The organism is Sporocytophaga sp. (assembly GCF_017745095.1).
Taxonomy (GTDB): domain Bacteria; phylum Bacteroidota; class Bacteroidia; order Cytophagales; family Cytophagaceae; genus Sporocytophaga.
In genome coordinates this window covers 23,023-43,191 of sequence record NZ_JAGHZZ010000013.1, presented here as the reverse complement: position 1 = coordinate 43,191, position 20,169 = coordinate 23,023, and the positions used below count along the sequence as shown (strand labels likewise).

Annotated in this window: 14 protein-coding genes; 11 read left to right on the top strand and 3 right to left on the bottom strand. The window is 35.4% G+C overall.

All coding sequences use genetic code 11. The features are described 5' to 3' along the window. From J7604_RS18305 to J7604_RS18280, 6 genes are all read left to right on the top strand, one after another. Positions 1-1,822 (top strand): hypothetical protein (locus J7604_RS18305; protein WP_293898784.1); only part of this gene is annotated, 1,822 nt, incomplete at its 5' end. A 26-nt stretch (positions 1,823-1,848) separates the two neighbouring features. Further along, positions 1,849-2,175, top strand: a complete 327-nt coding sequence (locus J7604_RS18300) for a hypothetical protein (protein WP_293898781.1) — start codon at positions 1,849-1,851, stop codon at positions 2,173-2,175. A 305-nt stretch (positions 2,176-2,480) separates the two neighbouring features. After that, a complete protein-coding gene (locus tag J7604_RS18295) occupies positions 2,481-2,978 on the top strand; it encodes a hypothetical protein (protein ID WP_293898778.1) in 498 nt (165 codons plus the stop codon). A gap of 6 nt (positions 2,979-2,984) precedes the next feature. Further along, entirely contained in the window at positions 2,985-3,653 is a 669-nt protein-coding gene (locus J7604_RS18290; RefSeq protein WP_293898775.1) for a DUF2306 domain-containing protein, read from the top strand. A gap of 429 nt (positions 3,654-4,082) precedes the next feature. Further along, positions 4,083-4,580 carry a hypothetical protein gene (locus tag J7604_RS18285; RefSeq protein WP_293898773.1) on the top strand — a complete coding sequence of 166 codons (498 nt, stop codon included), beginning with the start codon at positions 4,083-4,085 and terminating at the stop codon, positions 4,578-4,580. A gap of 207 nt (positions 4,581-4,787) precedes the next feature. Beyond that, positions 4,788-5,675 (top strand): radical SAM protein, encoded by an 888-nt coding sequence (locus J7604_RS18280; protein WP_293898770.1) that lies wholly within the window; start codon positions 4,788-4,790, stop codon positions 5,673-5,675. A gap of 162 nt (positions 5,676-5,837) precedes the next feature. Here the strand turns inward: J7604_RS18280 and ade are convergent, their stop codons facing one another. Then, entirely contained in the window at positions 5,838-7,460 is a 1,623-nt protein-coding gene (gene ade, locus J7604_RS18275; RefSeq protein WP_293898767.1) for an adenine deaminase, read from the bottom strand. A gap of 153 nt (positions 7,461-7,613) precedes the next feature. On the opposite strand from ade, the gene J7604_RS18270 reads away from it, so the two are divergent. Together J7604_RS18270 and J7604_RS18265 are read left to right on the top strand one after the other, a co-directional pair. Beyond that, the gene (locus J7604_RS18270; RefSeq protein WP_293898764.1) at positions 7,614-7,841 is read left to right on the top strand and encodes a YwbE family protein; all 228 of its coding nucleotides are present in this window, start codon (positions 7,614-7,616) and stop codon (positions 7,839-7,841) included. Between the two features lie 63 nt (positions 7,842-7,904). Next, entirely contained in the window at positions 7,905-9,200 is a 1,296-nt protein-coding gene (locus tag J7604_RS18265) for a PQQ-dependent sugar dehydrogenase (protein ID WP_293898761.1), read from the top strand. A 20-nt stretch (positions 9,201-9,220) separates the two neighbouring features. Here J7604_RS18265 and J7604_RS18260 read toward each other — a convergent pair whose 3' ends face one another. Continuing rightward, positions 9,221-11,275 carry a sensor histidine kinase gene (locus tag J7604_RS18260; RefSeq protein WP_293898758.1) on the bottom strand — a complete coding sequence of 685 codons (2,055 nt, stop codon included), beginning with the start codon at positions 11,273-11,275 and terminating at the stop codon, positions 9,221-9,223. A 198-nt stretch (positions 11,276-11,473) separates the two neighbouring features. Next, a complete protein-coding gene (locus J7604_RS18255) occupies positions 11,474-13,708 on the bottom strand; it encodes a PAS domain-containing protein (RefSeq protein WP_293898755.1) in 2,235 nt (744 codons plus the stop codon). A gap of 688 nt (positions 13,709-14,396) precedes the next feature. On the opposite strand from J7604_RS18255, the gene J7604_RS18250 reads away from it, so the two are divergent. From J7604_RS18250 to J7604_RS18240, 3 genes are all read left to right on the top strand, one after another. Further along, a complete protein-coding gene (locus J7604_RS18250; RefSeq protein ID WP_293898752.1) occupies positions 14,397-16,496 on the top strand; it encodes a S9 family peptidase in 2,100 nt (699 codons plus the stop codon). Positions 16,497-16,721: 225 nt separating this feature from the next. After that, positions 16,722-17,183: a hypothetical protein gene (locus tag J7604_RS18245; RefSeq protein ID WP_293898749.1), complete on the top strand. Its 462-nt coding sequence runs from the start codon at positions 16,722-16,724 to the stop codon at positions 17,181-17,183. Positions 17,184-17,824: 641 nt separating this feature from the next. After that, positions 17,825-20,169: Ig-like domain-containing protein (locus J7604_RS18240; protein WP_293898746.1), on the top strand; the 2,345-nt coding region annotated here is incomplete at its 3' end.

Here is a 20,169-nt window from a genome sequence, read left to right as displayed (position 1 = left end):
AAACTTTGATTCATTGGAGGTATTAATTGATACAGTCAAGGATGCGGATGTTCTGTCAAAACTATTGGATAAGGAGTCAGATGCGAAAGAGTTAAATAAGATAGTATCAGCAACCACAGCCAATTATGCGGATCTGGAAAACATGATCCCAGCGGTAAAAGATACTGGAGTTTTAGTGAAACTATTGGTTAAGCAATCCGATGCTCAAGAATTAAATAAACTTGTATCGATAACTACTGCTAACTATGCTGACCTGGAAGCCTTGATCCCAACAGTAAATGATATAAGTGTATTAGAGAAATTACTGGCAAAAGAGTCCGATGCCAAAGTATTAAATAAACTAGTAGCTGTAACTACAGCCAACTATGCTGATCTGGAAAACATGATATCAAAGGTGGCTGATAACAGTATTTTAGAGAAACTACTTATCAAGCAATCAGATGCTAAGGAGTTGAATAAAATAGTGGACAAAGCCGCATCTAATTTTGATTCTTTAGAACTGTTAATTGAAAAACTTAATAACACCGACGCTTTGGTTAATTTACTTACAAAAGAATCAGATGCTAAAAAGGTTAAAGATAAATTAAAAGAAATCAAAGCCCCTTTAAAAGAAGATGGATTAGATGGAGACAAAGCATGGCAAATGTTTGCTACTTTAGCAGAGAAGGATTCCTTGGGCCCTGCAGAAATCGAAACCCTTATGACTACAATGCGAGGGCATTTAAAATTAGATGGTGTATCAACACCAGAAGAAAAGTCATCTATTACTGATGTAAAAGCAGAAGGGACAGATGTAGGTGAAAAAATATTGTCAGGAAAAGAAATTGAAGGCCATTTAAGGCATACTGTTGATAATGGAGCTAGGGCAGGGAAGGATATCGAAAAGTTATTCCCTACCGGACAAAATTTTAAAGGTATGTCTAATGATGAATTGTGGTATTACTGTGCTTTGGATCATGCCAATGTTACACCAGGTTTTAAGCCGGGCACTACAACGGGAGCTATATTAAAAGATACATCAACGGGTGCGGATGAAACAGCTGATCAGGCGATAATCCGCCAGAAACTGGCTTTAAAAGAATTGAAAACTAAATATGGTAAACCTGAAGCTGTCCAAAGAATGTTCTTTGAATACGAGGGGCAAAAGCCTCGGGATGCCGATCAGCCTAATGTTGAAGATGCCCGTGCAGTATCTACAAATGCGCATATTCAAGACAGGCATGTGATTAATAATTTTGGTAAAATTCGAAATGATATTGATTTAGCATATAGAATAACCCGGCATGAACCTGCTTCCTGTCCAAATAAAGCAGGAGCGTTTAATGATTTAGGGCACGGGCAAACTGAAATGCAGTTAGCATTAGACTATTTATATAATAATAACTTATGGCCTATCTGGAGGGAAGAAATATTAACAACCGGTTCTAAACAGGGGCAAATTCCTTGCGGTACAACCTCTACACATATTTTTACTGGAGTTAAAGTCGGCGCAGCTGTTCTTCCTCGTTACATACACAGACTTGGCGTAGGAAACCAACCAATGCTACCTGGAGAGAATTGGACCGCAAATATGACTAGTTTGGCTAATACAGACACAATGATCGTTAACAATCCGCAGCCAGGTGTTGCTGTTGCTCCGGGTTTAGGAAGTGTTGTAATTACCGGAGGAGGTAATACATTTGATTTTGCTGGTATTACTGCTGGCCCGGCAGGTGCAGCATTAACAGCTGCAGAGGCAGCGCCAGCAGGAGTTGAAGTAAGAATAATGCCTTTAGATGGTGCAAAAGGAGGTTTTGGTTTTAATAGTGCCTGGCCTTATTAAGCCAGCTGAAAGTATAAGAGAAGAATATGGATACTAACAATCAATTTATAAAGTTCCTAAAAGAAATCTGGAAGGATAACACCCCTGAGGAAGCTGTTAATCTTTGGAAATGGCGTATTAATAATTATCCTGAAGTGGCTAAAGGCTTTCTTGATTCTATACAGCATATTTTAAATTCTCCACCTGATAATTTTATTGAAATCGTTCGTGAAAATGGATGGATATACTTAGATCATGAAGACAGTGAAGGCAATATCACTTCATTTTCATCAGAGGAATATCTGGAATGGTTTCATAAGATGAATGATCAGTTTAAAAAAATATATGAAGAAATTGTGAGCGCTCGGAAATGATAAAAGGTTCTTTGAATTAATCATCCTATAAAAACAAAAAGGTTGCTTTGTAAAGAGGCAGCCTTTTTTTTGTTTTTATAACTTTTCAAGGTTAGAAACTTGAATTTCGGAGCTTTTAGGTGACATTTTCGGGGTCAAAAGCTCAAATGTCAGAATTTTTAGCTTATAATTTGAAGGTCGGACGACTAGAATTTCACTTTTTAAAATATTATTCCAAAAATGAATATTTTTAGTAGAGTAAATGAAAATATAAATGCAATAAAGAGTATATAAACAAAGTTCCTAGCAAGATGAAATAATCAGTAATGAGTAAAAATATAATAACAATTAAGCCAAGCAATTCTATTTCTTCTGGGCATGAATTGATAATCATTTCAAGGAATCCGAATTATAATCCAACCAATAATCAAATAGAAAGCACTCTTGAGGTACTTGCACAAGAATATCCAAATTGTGAAATAACCTTGGAGATTTACGACTTGATTGAGTTCATTGACCAAGGACAGAATTTTAAAAGTGTGTTATGTAATAAATGCCAAAAAGAATTATCAATCGAATTCTGGCAAGATAAGATGTCAGAATCTTATGATCATTCTCATTTTGAAAATATGGCCTTTAGAACAGAGTGCTGCAATTTGGTGACAAACTTAAACGACTTGATTTATGAAGGGGATTGCGGATTTGGTTCTTTTAGAATTGCAATTAATAATGCAGAGCCAGATGTTAATAAAGAAGAACCATTGGCTAGGTTACTTCTTAATACCTTAGGAACGGATGTTAAATTATTTTGGAAACATATTTAATAAATTTTGATATACTTCTCTAAACTTAATTTAATTCAACTTGCTGTTATTTTAACATTGGCAATGCTTACTCTTATCATGTTAATAACCATTTCTCAATATGGAAATTTTCAAGATAATGTCGGCTTTCTATTATATAAGCAAGAATACATTGGAAATAATACATGGAAGGTGGCTTTTTATATTCATGTATTCTCATGCTTCTTCTGTTTACTGGCAGGGTTCACTCAATTTTCAAATTCACTAATTCAGAATAACAAAATTTTACATAAACTTTTCGGAAGATTATATGCATACAATATCCTTTTAATAAATTTTCCAGTAGGTTTAGTATTAGCTATTTGTGCCAATGGCTATCTACCTTCAAAACTAGCCTTTCTAACCTTAGACTTCCTATGGTTTACATTCACTTTGCAAGCAGTAGTGGCTATTAGAAATGGTGAAATTCTGAAACACAAGGAATACATGATTAGAAGTTATGCATTGACTTTATCAGCATTAAGCTTGAGATTATGGAAACTAGTATTTGTTACTTTCACAGCAATGGATAATACAACCATTTATATGATTGATGCCTGGATAGGGTTTTTGATCAATTTATTAATTGCAGAAATATTTATTAGAAGAAACAGGCAAAAGCTATCTTTTAAATGTGATATTAAAAGCAAAAAATAAAAAGGTTAAAAATAAAAGTATTACAAAACTAGAGATAAAGATTAAAACTTTCAAAAAACTTCTATTCTTATTAACCTGAATTTTTTTCATCGAGAAATTAGTAATTAAATAAGATAGAAAAGCAAGTATTGCTAGGGCAATAGGTAGAACGATAATAAAGATGGCCATAGAATTTTTCTAGATATAAAATTATTTAAATATAGTGTTATTATGCCATTTTGAAATTGATAAAATATGATTGTTGAAAATAATTGAATAGAAGGCAATATGAGTAACATTTACAGCCATGGCGGCCGACGATATAAATTCAAATACGGTACTTCTAAAGTCGCACTTTTTATTTATTTTTATAGGGTGGTACTGGTAGGTTCTCGTGAATATTGAGAGTGCTTTACAATCCCAAAGTATTCCTTCACAATTGTTCATCCTATGAAATCAATTACCAAAAAAGGCGACCTTAATCATGAAATATTACAATGCTTTGAAGCTTTGGATGCTGAAGGTTTTAATGCTTTTTTATCTGAGGTTTACCAGCGATTATTATTTCCTAAAATTAAATTCCCTTTGCTTGAATATTGTGCGACAGAAATATCCCAAAGACTTGAAGAGAAGGATCATATCGAGTTTTGTTCTGGCATATCAAAACTCAAAACGATAGGAGGAAACGTATTGATTGGTATTATGCTGCAAAAAAGGCTTTCCGTAAATTTTATTCAATCCATGGAGAAAGCAGCAGAATACATAGAGCAAGGTGAGGAGTGGTATGTGACAGATATCATAGGAGAACGTGTTTATGGTATTGCATTGCTTCGCTATAATACTGAAGCATTAAGTTTTCTTTATCAGCTATCGAATAATGCTAGTCCGTTTGTTGTACGTTCTATTGGTCCGGGAGCTCATTATGCATCAAAAAAGGACTTCCATTAAAAGAGACAGAAGAACTGTTTAAACTTCTTTTAAGTCTTGCGAATGCAAAGGATGGTGAGATAAAAAGAGGAATTGGATGGGCCGCGAAAACTACGGCCAAGTTTCATCCGGAGATAATAAAGAAGTATAGAGATATTATTGATGATCCAGAAAAGACAGGAGTGTGGTTCAGAACGAAAGTAAAGATTGGTCTTGACCGAAATTTGTATGCCAAAGGAAATAGAAGTAAAGACTATATTAAATAAAACCAAGAGGCGCGATCCCTGGTTTCTTGATGACTATACTTTAAATCTCTACAGTAGTTGTTCTTTCAATTGTTTGTACTGCTATATAAGAGGTAGCAAGTATGGAGAAAATCTTGAGGACAGCATTTCTGCAAAGATGAATGCTATTGAGTTGCTTGAAAAGCAACTTCATCTAAGATCGAAAAAAAATCAATATGGCATCATTGTAGTCTCTTCAGCAACTGATCCATATTTAAAGCTTGAAGAGCAGTATCGACTTACTCGTCAAGCGCTTGAGCTTGTCGCACGTTATAAATTTTCTGTGCACATCATTACCAAATCTGATCTTGTTGTTCGCGATTTAGATATCTTGGATGAAATAGATAAAACAGCAATTATACCTTCTGATCTCCAAGGGAAATTGAAAAGAGGAACAATTATTTCATTTTCCTTTTCAACATTGAATGATCGGACTGCAAAGATCTTTGAACCGGGAGAAACTTCGCCCTCTGCAAGATTGGAGGCCTGTAAAGCAGTTAAGGAAAATGGCTTCTTGTCAGGAATCAGCTTAATGCCTTTGATACCGTATATCTCAGATACAACTGAAAATCTTCACTTATTTTTCAAAACATTTAAAGAGTTAAATGCAGATTATGTAATGCCTGCAACTATTACTCTTTTCGGAAATGACAAATCCGATAGTAAGACTCTTGTATTAAATGCTATTAAAAAGCATTTCCCGGAATTACAGGATAAGTATGAAAAGCTTTTTAATAATTCCAATGAGCTTCCTTATTACTACAGAAAGGCATTCTATGAAAAGATGAAGGAGCTAAGCAGAGAGTATGGAATGAAGGATAGAATAATTTAGAAAGGAGACCGATGAAAAAAGACGATGAGAGGAGGAGAGAAAGTAAAGGAGTATTAAATAAATAAGCTTCCTGAGATTGAAAATTCGGAAGCTTATTTTTTTGAACTTTTAGCTTTTGGCCTTCAGCTTTGTGCTTTTAAAACATATCACTTAAAACTAAAACTACCTCACAAATTCAAACTTATCCCCATCAAACAGCCCTAGATCGCTGAGCTTTAGTGAAGGTATAACAAGCAAAGCCATAAAGGACAGAGTCATATATGGTGACGTAAGTGTGCTTCCCATTGCTTTGGAAATTTTGTCAAGCTCTGTGTATTTGTCAGCTACAACATAGCCGTCTTCTGCAGACATTAAACCACCGACAGGAAGAGGTAAAGAGTATAATTTACCATCATACACTGCAGAGATGCCGCCTTGGTTATTGATAACTTCGTTTACCGCTTTAGTAATTTCTTCGTCATTAACTCCAACTGCCACTATATTATGAGAATCGTGTGCGATGGATGATGCAAGCGCTCCTTGTTTTAAGCCAAATCCTTTGATGAAGGCCTTTGCAGGAATTGCTTCTTTGTATCTGTTTACAACAGTAATTTTTAATATATCTTTCTCTGGAATAGATTGCAAATAACCATTTTCAAGTGGTAATTCAGTTTCAATGGATCGGGTGATCAATTGGCCGTCCAGGGCTTCTATAACTCTTGATTTTCCAGTGGAAGATGCTATTTTAAAATCAGAAACCTTCTTCTGGGATGTATTAAATCTGTTGATTGGTGTTACAGGAACTTGTTTTATGAAGCTCTTTTGATTTTCAGCTACAAGCTCACCATTTATAAAGGTTTTGAGAATATTAAAATCTTTAAGATTATCAATGATAATAAAGTCAGCAGGGTCACCTGTTTTCAAAAGTCCAACTTCCAGTTTATAATGTTTTACCGGGTTGATGCAGGCAGCTTTTAAAACTTTGTAGAGATCAATTCCTTTGTTGAGCGCTCTTTTAACCAGTTCATTGATATGGCCAATTACAAGGTTATCCGGATGTTTATCATCTGAACAAAACATTATAGAATCTTCATGTTCATTTAAAAGATCAATAAGAGCTTCAAAGTTTTTGGCAGCACTTCCTTCTCTTATGAGTATTTTCATTCCATACTTAAGCTTGTCCAAAGCTTCTTCTGCTGTAAAACATTCGTGGTCTGTGGAAATCCCTGCTGATATGTATTGTTTCGCTTGTTCACCTTTAAGTCCGGGAGCATGTCCGTCTATGACTTTTCCAAGTCTTTTCGCAATATTGATCTTCTCGTATACAACGGGATCATTGAAAAGTACACCTGGCCAGTTCATCATCTCTGCCAGATATTTTATTTCAGGCTTTTTTAAAAGCGTTTCAATATCTTTTGCAGAGATCTCATCTCCTGCGGTTTCAAAGGTTGTGGCAGGAACACAGGAGGGAGCACCAAAATTAAATTTAAAGGGAACCTGTTTTCCATTATTCACCATAAATTCAACTCCTTCCATACCGCATACATTGGCAATTTCATGTGGGTCGGAAACTGTGGCTACAGTACCATGTAATACAGCAAGTCTGGCAAATTCAGAAGGAACCAGCATTGAACTTTCTATATGAACATGAGCATCTACAAAGCCAGGAAGAATATATTTATTATCAGAAACTTCAGCCGATTCTTCAATATTCTCAATGCGCCCTCCTGAGAGCCTTATAATGCCTTTATAAATACGTCTGCCTTCAATGTCAATGATATTGCCGGTGATTGTCTTAGAACTCATTTTTATGCTAGGTTTTGAAAAGAATTTAATCCTTGTATAGAACTGTCTCACAATATATTTAATCTATTTTGAAAATTATAATGTGATTATGATCATATTTGATTTTTATAAAATTTTAAGATCCTTTATTTTAGAAAGAAAATTTTGCATATAATGGATTCTCAGATCAGAGCCAATATTAAACCTGGAATTTTGGTAGATATAGTTTTGAAGAAGGATCAAAAGACGGGGATTTTAACCAGGGGAGTAGTGAGAAATGTACTGACAAGTGCACCTAAACATCATAGAGGTATAAAGGTTCGTCTTGAAAACGGACAAATAGGAAGGGTGAAAAAAAATAGTGGCAATATAAAAGTTTTATTCGAGCTATTCTGTGATTGAATGTGTTGGCTATATTGATAAAATATGAATCATTAATTAATAACATTATATAAATTAAAAACCATGCAAAAGGTTATTTTGATAGTACTAGTTTTACTGCATTTTAAGGTGGAAGGTAATGCTCAGTCTTTTAATCCTGACTCTGTCAATGGATATTTAGTAACCACACTTGTCAATGATCCTGGTAAAACAGGTTTGAAGCTGCCTCAGGGTTTCAAAGGAACAATCGTCGCAGACAACCTTGGGAAATCCCGTCATATTGCTGTGACCAGACAAGGAAACGTGTATGTGAAACTTGACAGACCTTCAGACAAAGGCGCGGTGTTATATCTTGAAGATAAAAACAAAGATGGGAAAGCAGAGAATATTTCAGGATTTGGTGACTATAAAGGTACCGGTATTGCAATCAAAGGTGATTACCTGTATGCTTCTTCCAATAATGAAGTATATAGATATAAACTCAATGACAAAGGGGAGGTAAGTAATCAAAAAAGTCCTGAAATAATTGTAAAAGGTCTGGTGGGCAGAAGGCAGCATGAGTCCAAATCCATAACACTTGATAATAATGGCAATATTTATGTTAACATAGGAGCTCCGTCTAATGCTTGTCAGGAGAAGGATAGAGTCAATGGTTCTCCAGGAATGGCTCCTTGTCCGATCCTTGATTCTGCCGGTGGCATTTGGCAATTTAAAGCAGATAAGGCAAGTCAGAGTTATGCTGAAGGTATGCGTTATGCGACGGGATTAAGGAATGTTGTAGGACTTGATTGGAATAATCAGAACAACCAACTGTTTGTTATGCAGCATGGCAGAGACCAGTTGTTTCAACTATATCCAAACCTTTTTAATGAAAAGCAAAGTGCTGAATTACCTGCTGAAGTGATGTATGCTATTAATAAAGGTGACAATGCTGGCTGGCCATATATTTATTATGACCAGTTTCAGAAAAAGAAAATACTTTCACCTGAGTATGGGGGAGATGGAAAGAAAACAGGAGGGGAAGATGCAATTGATCCGGCTATAGTATTTCCAGGGCATTTAGCTCCCAATGGACTTTTGTTTTATACAGGAGATCAGTTTCCTGCAAAATATAAAAACGGTGCATTTATAGCATTTCACGGCTCATGGAACAGAGCACCTTTAAAACAAAAAGGTTACTTTGTAGCATTTGTGCCCTTTAAAGATGGTAAACCTGTAGGATCATGGGAAATATTTGCAGATAATTTTGCTGGTACTGAGGAGGTCAACTCGCCTGGAGACGCTAAACACAGACCTTGTGGAGTGGCTCAGGGACCGGATGGGGCGCTTTATATATCTGATGATGTGAAGGGAACGATTTATAAAATTAGCTACAAATAAAATTTTACCGGAGTCTGTCTTTAATTGTTCTCTTTTAGAGACAGCTCCTCCTTATATTCTGCAGCTATTGAAGCAGGCAAAGCGACAGTAAAGGAAGTTCCTTTTCCAATTTCGCTTTCAATAGATATTTTTCCCCCCATACTTTCAATCTGAGTTTTGGTGATAAACAAGCCTAGTCCTTTACCTGGAATTTCCAGATGAAATCGTTGATAAGGTTGAAAAATCTTTTCCTTGTACAGTGCCAGATCCACACCTATTCCGTTATCTCTAAACTCAATGAAATGATAATCTCCCTCTGTGTATGATTTGATATTGACAGTTGGGATACAATGTCTTCTGCAATATTTAATACTATTGAGAACAAGGTTAAAGAATATGTTCTTTAGGTAAGATGGGATTGCAGGAGTGAAAGCGGTTTCAGTAAAATCATAGCTCACAACAGCTCCACTTGTTTTGATTTCATTTTCTAGAAGGTCAAGTACTTCCAGACATACTTTTTCAAACTTTACTTTTTCCATCATAGCATCGGTATTTCTATGATGATCAAGCAATGATGCGAGATCTTTTAGAATGCCGTCAACCTTTACTGATGACTCTTTGATGTTATAAATAACTTTTGCATTCAGAGGATCTGATGGGGTACTTTCATTAAACAACTCACATAGTCCCAGTAAAGTGGCAATTGGGCCTCGGAGGTTGTGCGCTGTAATATTGGCAAATTGTTCCAGCCTGAAATTTCTATCGTTAAGGTCCTTGTTAAGTTTTATAAGTTGACTGGTTCTTTTCTCTACTATTTTTTCGAGCTGTTCTTGTTGCTCTTCCAGTTCCTTGTTTTTAAGCTCTATCAGAATATTCTTTTCTCTCAGTTCGAGCGTTCTTGACATTACTTCTGTTTCAAGAAAATGCTTTTGTTCAATGACAATACTATCTTTTTCCAGTTTAAATAATTTAAGTCTGCTCAATATAGCAAGGTTAAAAAAGATGATTTCAATAGCAGATCCGATTTGTATGGAGTTGTCTGTGATGACATTCAAAGGAATGATTCCATTCATCGTAATGACATAAACCAGTATTCCCATGAAGAAAGATATACTGCCCGTTAAAAAGAACCCTATTGTATGCTTTTCAATTTTTCTTAATTTTTTCAGTAAGTATACTCCCGCAAATAGTGGCAGCAAAGTACCGATGCAGAATACAGCGAAAACTATTTCATTTAGAAATGTTGTATTGAAAAAAGCATTAAAAGTAAATGAAACTATATTTACTACATAAAATATTCTGAAAGTGAAGAAGAGCCAGAGAGAATGTTTCTTCAAGAATAACAGTTTCTCAATGAATAAAAAATTGAAAATTGTAAGTATATAAAATATAAAACTATATTGATTTATAGAAGGGGTTTCAGGCCAGAAATATTGGAATGCATAACCAAAATTAAGCAAGGTTATAAACCCTGTTGCACTGATTGAAAGTGCATATTGAAGGAATAAGCTTTCTTTTAGCCATGCATAGGAGGCAATTGCCAGGGTAACTGTAAGTACGATCAGGCCTATGTAAAGAAAATGAAGAGATATGTTTTGCTGAATATCTGTAATAAATTCTTTTTCAGAGTATATCTCAATTGGAACTTTCATAGGTCCACTGGTTTGTATTTCCAAACAGATGAGCTCTGTATTTTTTGGGATAAAAAAATTGGGAAAATTTGCTGGCTGATCTCTATAACTGAAAGGCAGGATACTGCCTGATTCCTTTGATTCAATAAGTTTATTATTTCTAATAAAATGAGCTTTGATGTGATCTAAGAATGAATTTTTTACAAGTAAAATTCCATTCACAGGTATATCTTTTGCGGGAAAGATAATCCATATTTTATTTGCTTTTAGCCTGATATTTACTGCATTATCAGCTTGTTTAAATTTTTCTGGGGATTTTATAAAAAGGCTTGAAGCTGAAGAAAAAGTATATTTTAGAGAATCGTCTGTAATATAATTTAATCTTAAAGAAGAGGTCTTAGCAACAGTACAGGTTATACTGCTAAGGTAAATTATAATAAATGTAAAGATTATCCTGTTTTTCATTTCCTGGCTATTAAATATACAAACACTTTAGCACAGGCCCAATTGGAACTTCTTAAATAAGAACAAATTTCGATAAAATACCGTGAGGATATAATGAGACTTGAGAAGTTTTATGTAGTGTGATATTTACTGGTAAAAATATCTACTCCGAAATTACTGTGATTGCAATAACTCCGGAGTTTTAATTTTATTAACTATTCAGGATTTGTTATTTAGTAACGGATGTCCAAGTACACTTGCTTGTTTGTTATACATGTGCAATGCAAAGTTTTCATCTTCAATGTGATAACGTGCTCCAATATATTTTACAATATTCCCATTTTCATCTTTAATAGGAACTATAGTAGCACTCACCCAATAAACAATGCCACCTTTACCTCTGTTTTTTAGTATTCCTTTAAAGGTATTACCAGACTTAATAGTATCCCAAAAAAGTTTAAAGAGTTCTTTTGGCATATCGGGATCTCTCAGAATATTATGAGGCTTTCCTACAAGTTCTTCCTTTGAATAGCCGGATACTTCAGAGAATTTTGAGTTGATATCAAGAATGGTCCCATACTTATCTGACTCGGATAGAATGGTAGTTAATCCGAATATCTTTTCTCTTACTTCAAGTTCTTTGGTCATGGTTTTAAGAGAGCTAACAGTTCTTTCCATTTCTTCCTGTGTTGCCTGAAGCTCTTCCATATTCTGACGCATTTCTTCTTCCTGAGCTCTTAGTTCTTCAGTCATAATCTGAGACTGTTCCAGTAAAGTACGAGTTCTGGTACCAGTCTTCATATTGTGAACAGTAGATCCGAAACTTTCAGCTATGGCTTCAATAAATTTGATCTTATGATTTGGAATTATTTTGAATGAAGCCAATTCTATTACTCCGAATATCTTATCATTGAATTTTACAGGCACAATGACCACGTTAGCTGGAGATGCTCCTCCAACTCCAGATGTTATATACATGTAATCTTTTGGTATTTCCGACATGTATATTGTTTCACCTTCCTGCCAGCACACACCTGCAAGCCCTTCTCCGGGATTGATTCTTTTGTTAATGAATTTTTTTCTGTCGTATGCATAGCAGGCTTTCATTAGCATATAGCTTGTGGCATCATCATCTTCTTCTATGATGAATAAGCCTCCTTGATTGGCATCTATATATTTAACTAATTCTCTTAGGAAATGATCAAATAGTATATCAGCATCATTTACATGTATTCTAAGAAGATTAGCAAACGTAGCAAGCCCTTCATTATGCCAGGCTCTTTGCTGCTCATCATCGTCAATAGTCTTAAGCTGTCTTATGATAAGGTTAACTGTTTTACCAACTTCATCCTTATCTGAATTTAATGGCAGTTCTGATAATATCTTACGGGAACTTATAGCTTCTACCTGATCCATTGTGGTTTTAAACCTCGATACTATCTTTTCAAGACCAGCAATCAGATCTTTAAGTACATTGTTATTTCTGAATTCGTCAAATCTCACAGACAGGTTACCTTCACTGATTTCAGTAGCTCTGAATTGTATTTCCTGAATTGGTTCAAAAGCAGGTTTTACGAACTTATTAAGTGCCAGATATATTGCTGCAATCAAACCTAAAGTAAGGAATAGTATTGCTAATACTGTTGTTGCCGAAAGGCTGGTACTTTTGTTGTCAAATGAATTTCTTAAAATGTCAAGCTTAAGAATGGATTCTCTTGTTAATGTATTGATTTTGCTTACGTATCCTTGGTTTCTATCTAGCCCTATTTGATTTTCTATTGATACAATTTCACTGAATATGTTTTTATATGAATTTAAATTATCGATCAGAAGACTTTTTTCCGCGGAGTCAGGAAGTGCAATGATCTTGCTTTCTAGACTTGCAGCAGTCTGATCAAATTTTGTCAGATATGTTTTATCCTTTCTGAGAAAGAAATCTTTTTCATGCTTTCTAAGGCTCAGCACAAGGCTTTTATCTGAACTTGGACTTTTCTCAAGCGAATGAGCCGCTTCCCTCATTTTACCCTCCAGTCCCTGATTTTTAAAGCCACGTTCTTTAATCAATTCCGAAACGTTATTAAAGATAACATTTATTGTATCAAACGAGGCTTCTATACTTTTTAAAGTATCAAGGTCCTTACCCTTGAGGTTTTCCTTTAGTATTGAAATGTCTTCTTTAAACATTTTGGCATTATCCTTGAAAACAGATAAATCATTGTTTGATCCTGTCACTACAAATGAAGTATCAGTCCAGGCATACATTATAAAACCTCGAAATGAAGACTGGCATTGAGAAAGGTTAAATGAAGCCTTTGATAAAGCTGATGCATTTTCTCTGGTTCTTCTAATGGAAAGTATTGTGAAGATAAGTAAACAGGCTAATATAATTGTCGCAGAAATGGAGGAGATTAAAAGCTTGTTGTACTTTGATTTGAAACTGTTTTCGGAGGACATTTAATACTAATAATATTTCGAAGAATTATTAAAACTCAATTATAATTTTTTCATTTACGACATCATGGTCTTTGGGTTTAGCAGGCATGTAGCAATAAAATAGGAGTAATCCAACATCTCAGTGTTTTTCGCTATATGAATTTTCTCCCCCTTGAAAAGGGGAGAAATATGGAGGGTTGTGAATGAGTGTTTTATACTTTTTTAGCCGTGGATACTGGCAATTATAGTTATGTAAGAAAACATGAAGAATTGAAGAAGAATAATTGTTATGCCTGGAATGGGCATAAAAAGCCTGTAGCAAATGGTACAAGCTTCCTATATTTTTTTTAGCCAGTTGAGTATATAATCTGCATCTTCTTTCCATGTCCACTGAGCTAATACAAAATGATTTCTTCCTTTAAATTGTTTGTACTCAATTACTGATGCCTCGTTTACAAATACTACAGATTTAGATTGACGCTCATGGTATCGGAAGTTTGATTAAGTACCTAAGCATATTGAAAATGTTTGTAATGAAGGAGTAGTAATTTCTTCCTGATCCCAGCAGTTAGTAAGGTTAATACTATAAATAACTGAGGGTCAGAATGTGTAATTCTAAAAGTTTTTGGGTTAAATGCCAATGGAATTTATTATGAATTAAATTCTTAAATGTTGATATTTATCCGGTTAAAAATTTAATGAGATTAAAATGCTGATGAATCAATTGAATAACAATACACCTCCTATAGCAGAAAAAATCGATTATCAGGTTGTTGCAGACGCTGGTACAAGAAATGATCCTTACTTCTGGATGCGCTTAACCGACGAGCAGAAAGATTCGGAGGAACAAGATGAACAAACTAAAAAGGTATTTAATTATCTCAATGCAGAGAATGCTTATTTTCAGAATGTAATGAAGCCTACAGAGCAATTGCAGCGAAAGCTCTATGCTGAGATGACAGGAAGGATCAAACAGGAGGATGAAAGTGTTCCTTTTCTCAAAAATGGATTTTGGTATTATGTAAGATATACAGAAGGTGCAGAGTATCCAGTTTATTGCAGAAAGAGGGGATCACTGGATGCGCCGGAAGAAGTGATGCTGGATGTTAATGTTATGGCGAAGGGACATGATTATTATAATGTGGTTGGCTTGTCTGTAAGTGAAGATAATTCTATTCTTGCTTATGGACTGGATACTATAAGTAGAAGGATATATACTATTTATTTTTTAGATCTTTTAACTGGAAAACATGTGGGGCATGAGATTCCTAATACTGAAGGATATGTGGCCTGGGCTAATGATAATAAAACAGTTTTTTATTCTAAAAAAGATGAAGAGACATTAAGACCTGATCGTATTTATCGTCATACAATCGGAGATGATCCTGCATCTGATTTGCTGATTTATCATGAAGCGGATGAAACATTTTACACTGCTATTGAGAAATCCAAATCTAAAAAGTTCCTAATCATTGGATCAACCAGCACTCTCGCTTCTTACTACAAGATCCTGGATGCGAATAATCCTTATGGAGAGTTCAAAGAATTTAGTGCAAAAGAGGATGAATTGGAATATCAGATAGAACATTTTCATGATAAATTCTTTATTATGACAAACTTCGATGCTCCAAATTTCAGACTTATGGAGACCATTGATACACAAACCTCCAAAGAGTTCTGGAAAGAAGTAATCTCTCATAGAAAGGATGTATTGCTTGAAGATATTGATGTGTTTGAGAATTTTCTTGTCCTAAGTGAAAGATCCAATGCAAGTACGAATATAAGTATCATAGAACATGAAACAGGTAAGCAAAAATATCTTCCTTTTGAGGAAACTGCTTATACAGTGTTTACACGGGATAATTATGAAATAAATACAGAATTGCTAAGATTTAGATATACTTCATTAACTACTCCTAATACTGTCTATGATTTCAATATGCGAACGGGTGAGCAGGTGCTCAAAAAGCGCGAGACTGTTGTAGGAGGATATAATCCTTCAGATTATAAAACTGAGAGAATATGGGCTGTAGCTGATGACGGCACTAAAATTCCGATGTCTGTTGTGTATAAAAATGGATTGTCTTTGAATGGCAAAAATCCTGCTTTGTTGTATGGCTATGGTTCGTATGGAATAAGCATTGATCCTGAGTTCTCTTCAAAAAGACTAAGCCTTCTCGACCGCGGATTTGTATTTGCAATTGCTCATATCAGAGGAGGACAGGAGATGGGAAGGCATTGGTATGAAGATGGTAAAATGTTTAAGAAAATCAATACATTCACAGATTTCATTAATTGTGCTCAACATCTTATCGGACAAGGATACACAAGTTCGGATAAACTGTTTGCACAAGGAGGTAGTGCAGGAGGTTTACTGATGGGAGCAGTAATGAATTTAAGGCCAGATCTGTTTAAGGGAATAGTGGCACAGGTCCCTTTTGTGGACGTGGTGAGTACGATGCTTGACGAGTCCATACCTCTCACAACTGGAGAGTTTGATGAGTGGGGTAATCCTAAAAATGAGGAATCGTATAAATATATGTTATCCTATTCTCCATATGATAATATACAATCTAAGGAATATCCGAATATACTTATTACTACTGGTTTGCATGATTCGCAGGTACAATATTGGGAACCGGCTAAATGGATCGCTAAACTAAGGGATTTAAAAACAGATAATAATTTGTTATGCCTTAGAACTAATATGGAAACCGGACATGGCGGCACTACCGGAAGGTTTAAGGTGTATGAGGAAATAGCGCAGGAGTTTGCCTTTATTCTAATGATCTCCGGAATTCAGAATTAGATATATATAAGAACATTCAATGCACGATCCCTGCAAAGACATCATGCATGGTGTCTCAAAAGAAAAAAAACCGCATTAACTCGACGAGGTTATGCGGTATTTTTTTTGAACTATTTTTTCTATTGTTGAGGTATCAGTTAAGCCGGAAGGGACAATGTCATAGAAAAACCAATCTGTAAATTACAATGTTGTTTTTGGAAAGTAGAAATTCAAAAAGTAGAGTCTATGAGTATACTTGATAAAGCAAAAGATATTGCTACCGGTGTAAAGGAAAGCGTCCAGAGCAAGGCTAAAGATACGGGACTGATCGATGAGAAGGATATTTCAAAGATGGAAGAGGCCACGAGTATAGGTGCCGAGAAGATTAAGTCAATATTAAAAGAACTTTCTGATTCCCGGGAAATCTTCAGGGAGGCAGGGTATGAAGAAGATGGGATATCTGTTGCAATGGGACTTCCTCCAAAAGTTACAGTTAGTTTAATTTATAGTGAAGATGTACCAGAAGAAAAGGAAAAAGAACTGCTCGAAAGGACTAAAGACAGAAAATTAATACAGGTTTTGTTGAAGACTTTATTTAAAGCGGCATCTATGGAATCAGAGGCTAACAAACTTAATTATAAAATGGTTTCTGTAAATGTGCAATTAGGTTTGATTCCTTCTGTGGTTTTGAATTTTGCTCAAAAATAAAGTTTCTATAAAGAAAATAGTATTAAGACCCGATACTATTTTCTTTAGTTTTATAGAGATTTCTCTTTTTTGATAAAAAGTCTTTAGTAAATTTTTTTAATCGAAATGATGGCTGTCATACAAATGGTTATGTTTATAATTATTTAAATTTTTTTTTGTAATATTTAATCTAAATTCTTTATTTTATTGCCCCATAAGGTTCCGAATATTAAGGTTGATTGTTCTTGCGAGAATTTATCATACAACCTTTTGATTAATCATTTCAACGCAAATGAATTGCGAGGAGATCTTTTAAATTTTGATATAGTAAAAAAATACCACATTCCCAGGTATTCCATCATTAATGCCGGTGTCAGATTTTGACAGTAGTGCTTCTGACAATCAGATAAGAGTATGCTTCAGGTGCAGGAGCAATTTTTACTTGCGCCATATTTATGAAAGTTATGAGCTTATATTTTGATAAGCTCTGAATCAGTCAAGGTTACTAAAGTATTTATCAGATTAAGTCAGCTTATTCAATTAAAAATTGGATAACCTGATAAAGAATTTATTGATATATCCCTATAGATTTTAAAGATCGGGGCAGGTAGTATAGACTTATTTTAAATTTTTATAAACCAGTTTCAAGCTAACCTAAAAATATGATGAAACAGAAACAAGCAAAATCTAGTCAACAAAATATTAGGAGTTTTTATAGGGATATAAGGGATAAATTACTTCTGAGTATTCTTTTATCTTTTTTTATTTTCAGAAGTATTCAAGCCCAGGATATCACGACCCCACCTGTAAATATCGGAAGTGTTGATGATTTTTATAGTGCGGTAAATATTTCCGAAAATCAAATTAAAACCCGAAAACTTAAAAGGTGTATCATACCTGTTACTAAAGATTCGGTTTCAGCTCAAATTAATCTTAAAAGAGCTGTTGATGGTGAAGAATTAATCATCGGAGAAGTTCAGGGTAAAGAAGCATCATCAGTTGCTTTTTCTATTGTGGATGGAAAATTGAGTGGTTATGTAGTAATTCCTTCAGATAGAAAGGCCTTCAAATATTTCTCCAGAAAAGGCAATGTATTTGTTGAAGAAGAAGATATTAATAAAGTTATCTGCATTGACTTTAATAAATCTTTAAATGCTGAAAAGAGAGCATTACCAGTCCAGGCTCCACCATCGGGGTCATCAGTGTATAACCTTCAAAGTTTGTCCGGTGCTGTCGCCGTTGCTTATCTGGACTTTGATGGACAAGTTGTAACGGGAACAAGATGGAATGGAGGTAATACCATCAATGCCTTGCCTGGAAATTTTTCAGAAACAGAAGTTACTAATATCTGGAAGATGATCAGTGAAGATTATAGAGCTTTTAATATTAACATTACTACCAATGAAGCTGTGTTTAACGCTGCTCCTAAAGGTAAAAGGATTAGATGTATTTTTACCCCCACCAATACTGCTTCCCCTGGTGCAGGTGGTGTGGCATATGTTAATTCTTTTAGGTGGACTGACGATACACCCTGCTGGGTATTCAATAGTGGTACCAAGGGTGGTGGTGAAGCAGGTTCTCATGAAATAGGGCATACATTGGGGTTATCTCATGATGGCAGAACTTCTCCGGCAGAAGATTATTATGCCGGTCAGGGTATATGGGCGCCAATCATGGGGGTTGGTTACTCCAAGGGCTTAGTTCAATGGAGTCGTGGAGAATATGCAAATGCTAATCAAACTCAGGATGATATAACCATTATCTCAGGCACAGGAAATGGATTTGGTTTCAGAACAGATGAGGCAGGCAATACAAATGCTACAGCGAAGGCTTTGGTAGCTTCTCAGACCGGTGTGGTATCAGAAACCCAAAATTATGGCATCATTTCACAAAGAACTGATGTTGATATATATTCGTTTACAACCTCAGGTGGTACTGTTACTTTGACGATTAATCCATCTCCGTCTTATCCTAATCTTGATATAGTTGCTACCCTTAAAAATGCATCAGGAACAACATTGGCTACTTCCAATCCTACAGCCTCAGCTCCAAGTGGTCAAACAGGACCAACGGCTATAAATGGTTTGTATGCTACATTAAACATCAATCTTTCTGCAGGAACTTATTATTTAAATATTGACGGAACTGGACAAGGAGATCCTTTAACTACAGGTTATTCTGATTATTCTTCTCTGGGTGAATATTTTATATCAGGTAATATTCCTGTAAGTCAATCTAATCAAAAGCCTGTTGTTAAAATTACGGCTCCTGCTAACAATGCTGTGTTTACAGCACCAGCAACAATCACTGTCACAGCTACAGCAACAGATGCCGATGGAACGATAAGTGAAGTCTCATTCTCTGGCATTGGATCATCTGTGACAGATGTTAACAGTCCATATAGTACTAGCTGGACCAATGTAGCAGCGGGTACTTACAAAATCGTTGCGAATGTTAAAGATAATAATGGAGGAGTAGGAACAGATACGGTGACAGTAACGGTGGTTCCTGCAGTTAATCAGAAGCCTGTTGTTAAAATTACAGCCCCTGTCAACAATGCTGTGTTTACAGCACCTGCAACAATTAATGTCGCAGCTACAGCAACAGATGCCGATGGGACGATAAGTGAAGTCTCCTTCTCTGGAATTGGATCATCTGTGACAGATGCTACCAGCCCATATAGTACTAGCTGGACCAATGTAGCAGCGGGTACTTACAAAATCGTTACCAATGTTAAAGATAATAATGGAGGAGTAGGAACAGATACGGTAACAGTAACGGTTGTTCCTGCAGTTAATCAGAAGCCTGTTGTTAAAATTACAGCCCCTGTCAACAATGCAGTGTTTACAGCACCAGCAACAATTAATGTCGCAGCTACAGCAACAGATGCCGATGGGACGATAAGTGAAGTCTCATTCTCTGGAATTGGATCATCTGTGACAGATGCTACCAGCCCATATAGTACTAGCTGGACCAATGTAGCAGCGGGTACTTACAAAATCGTTAC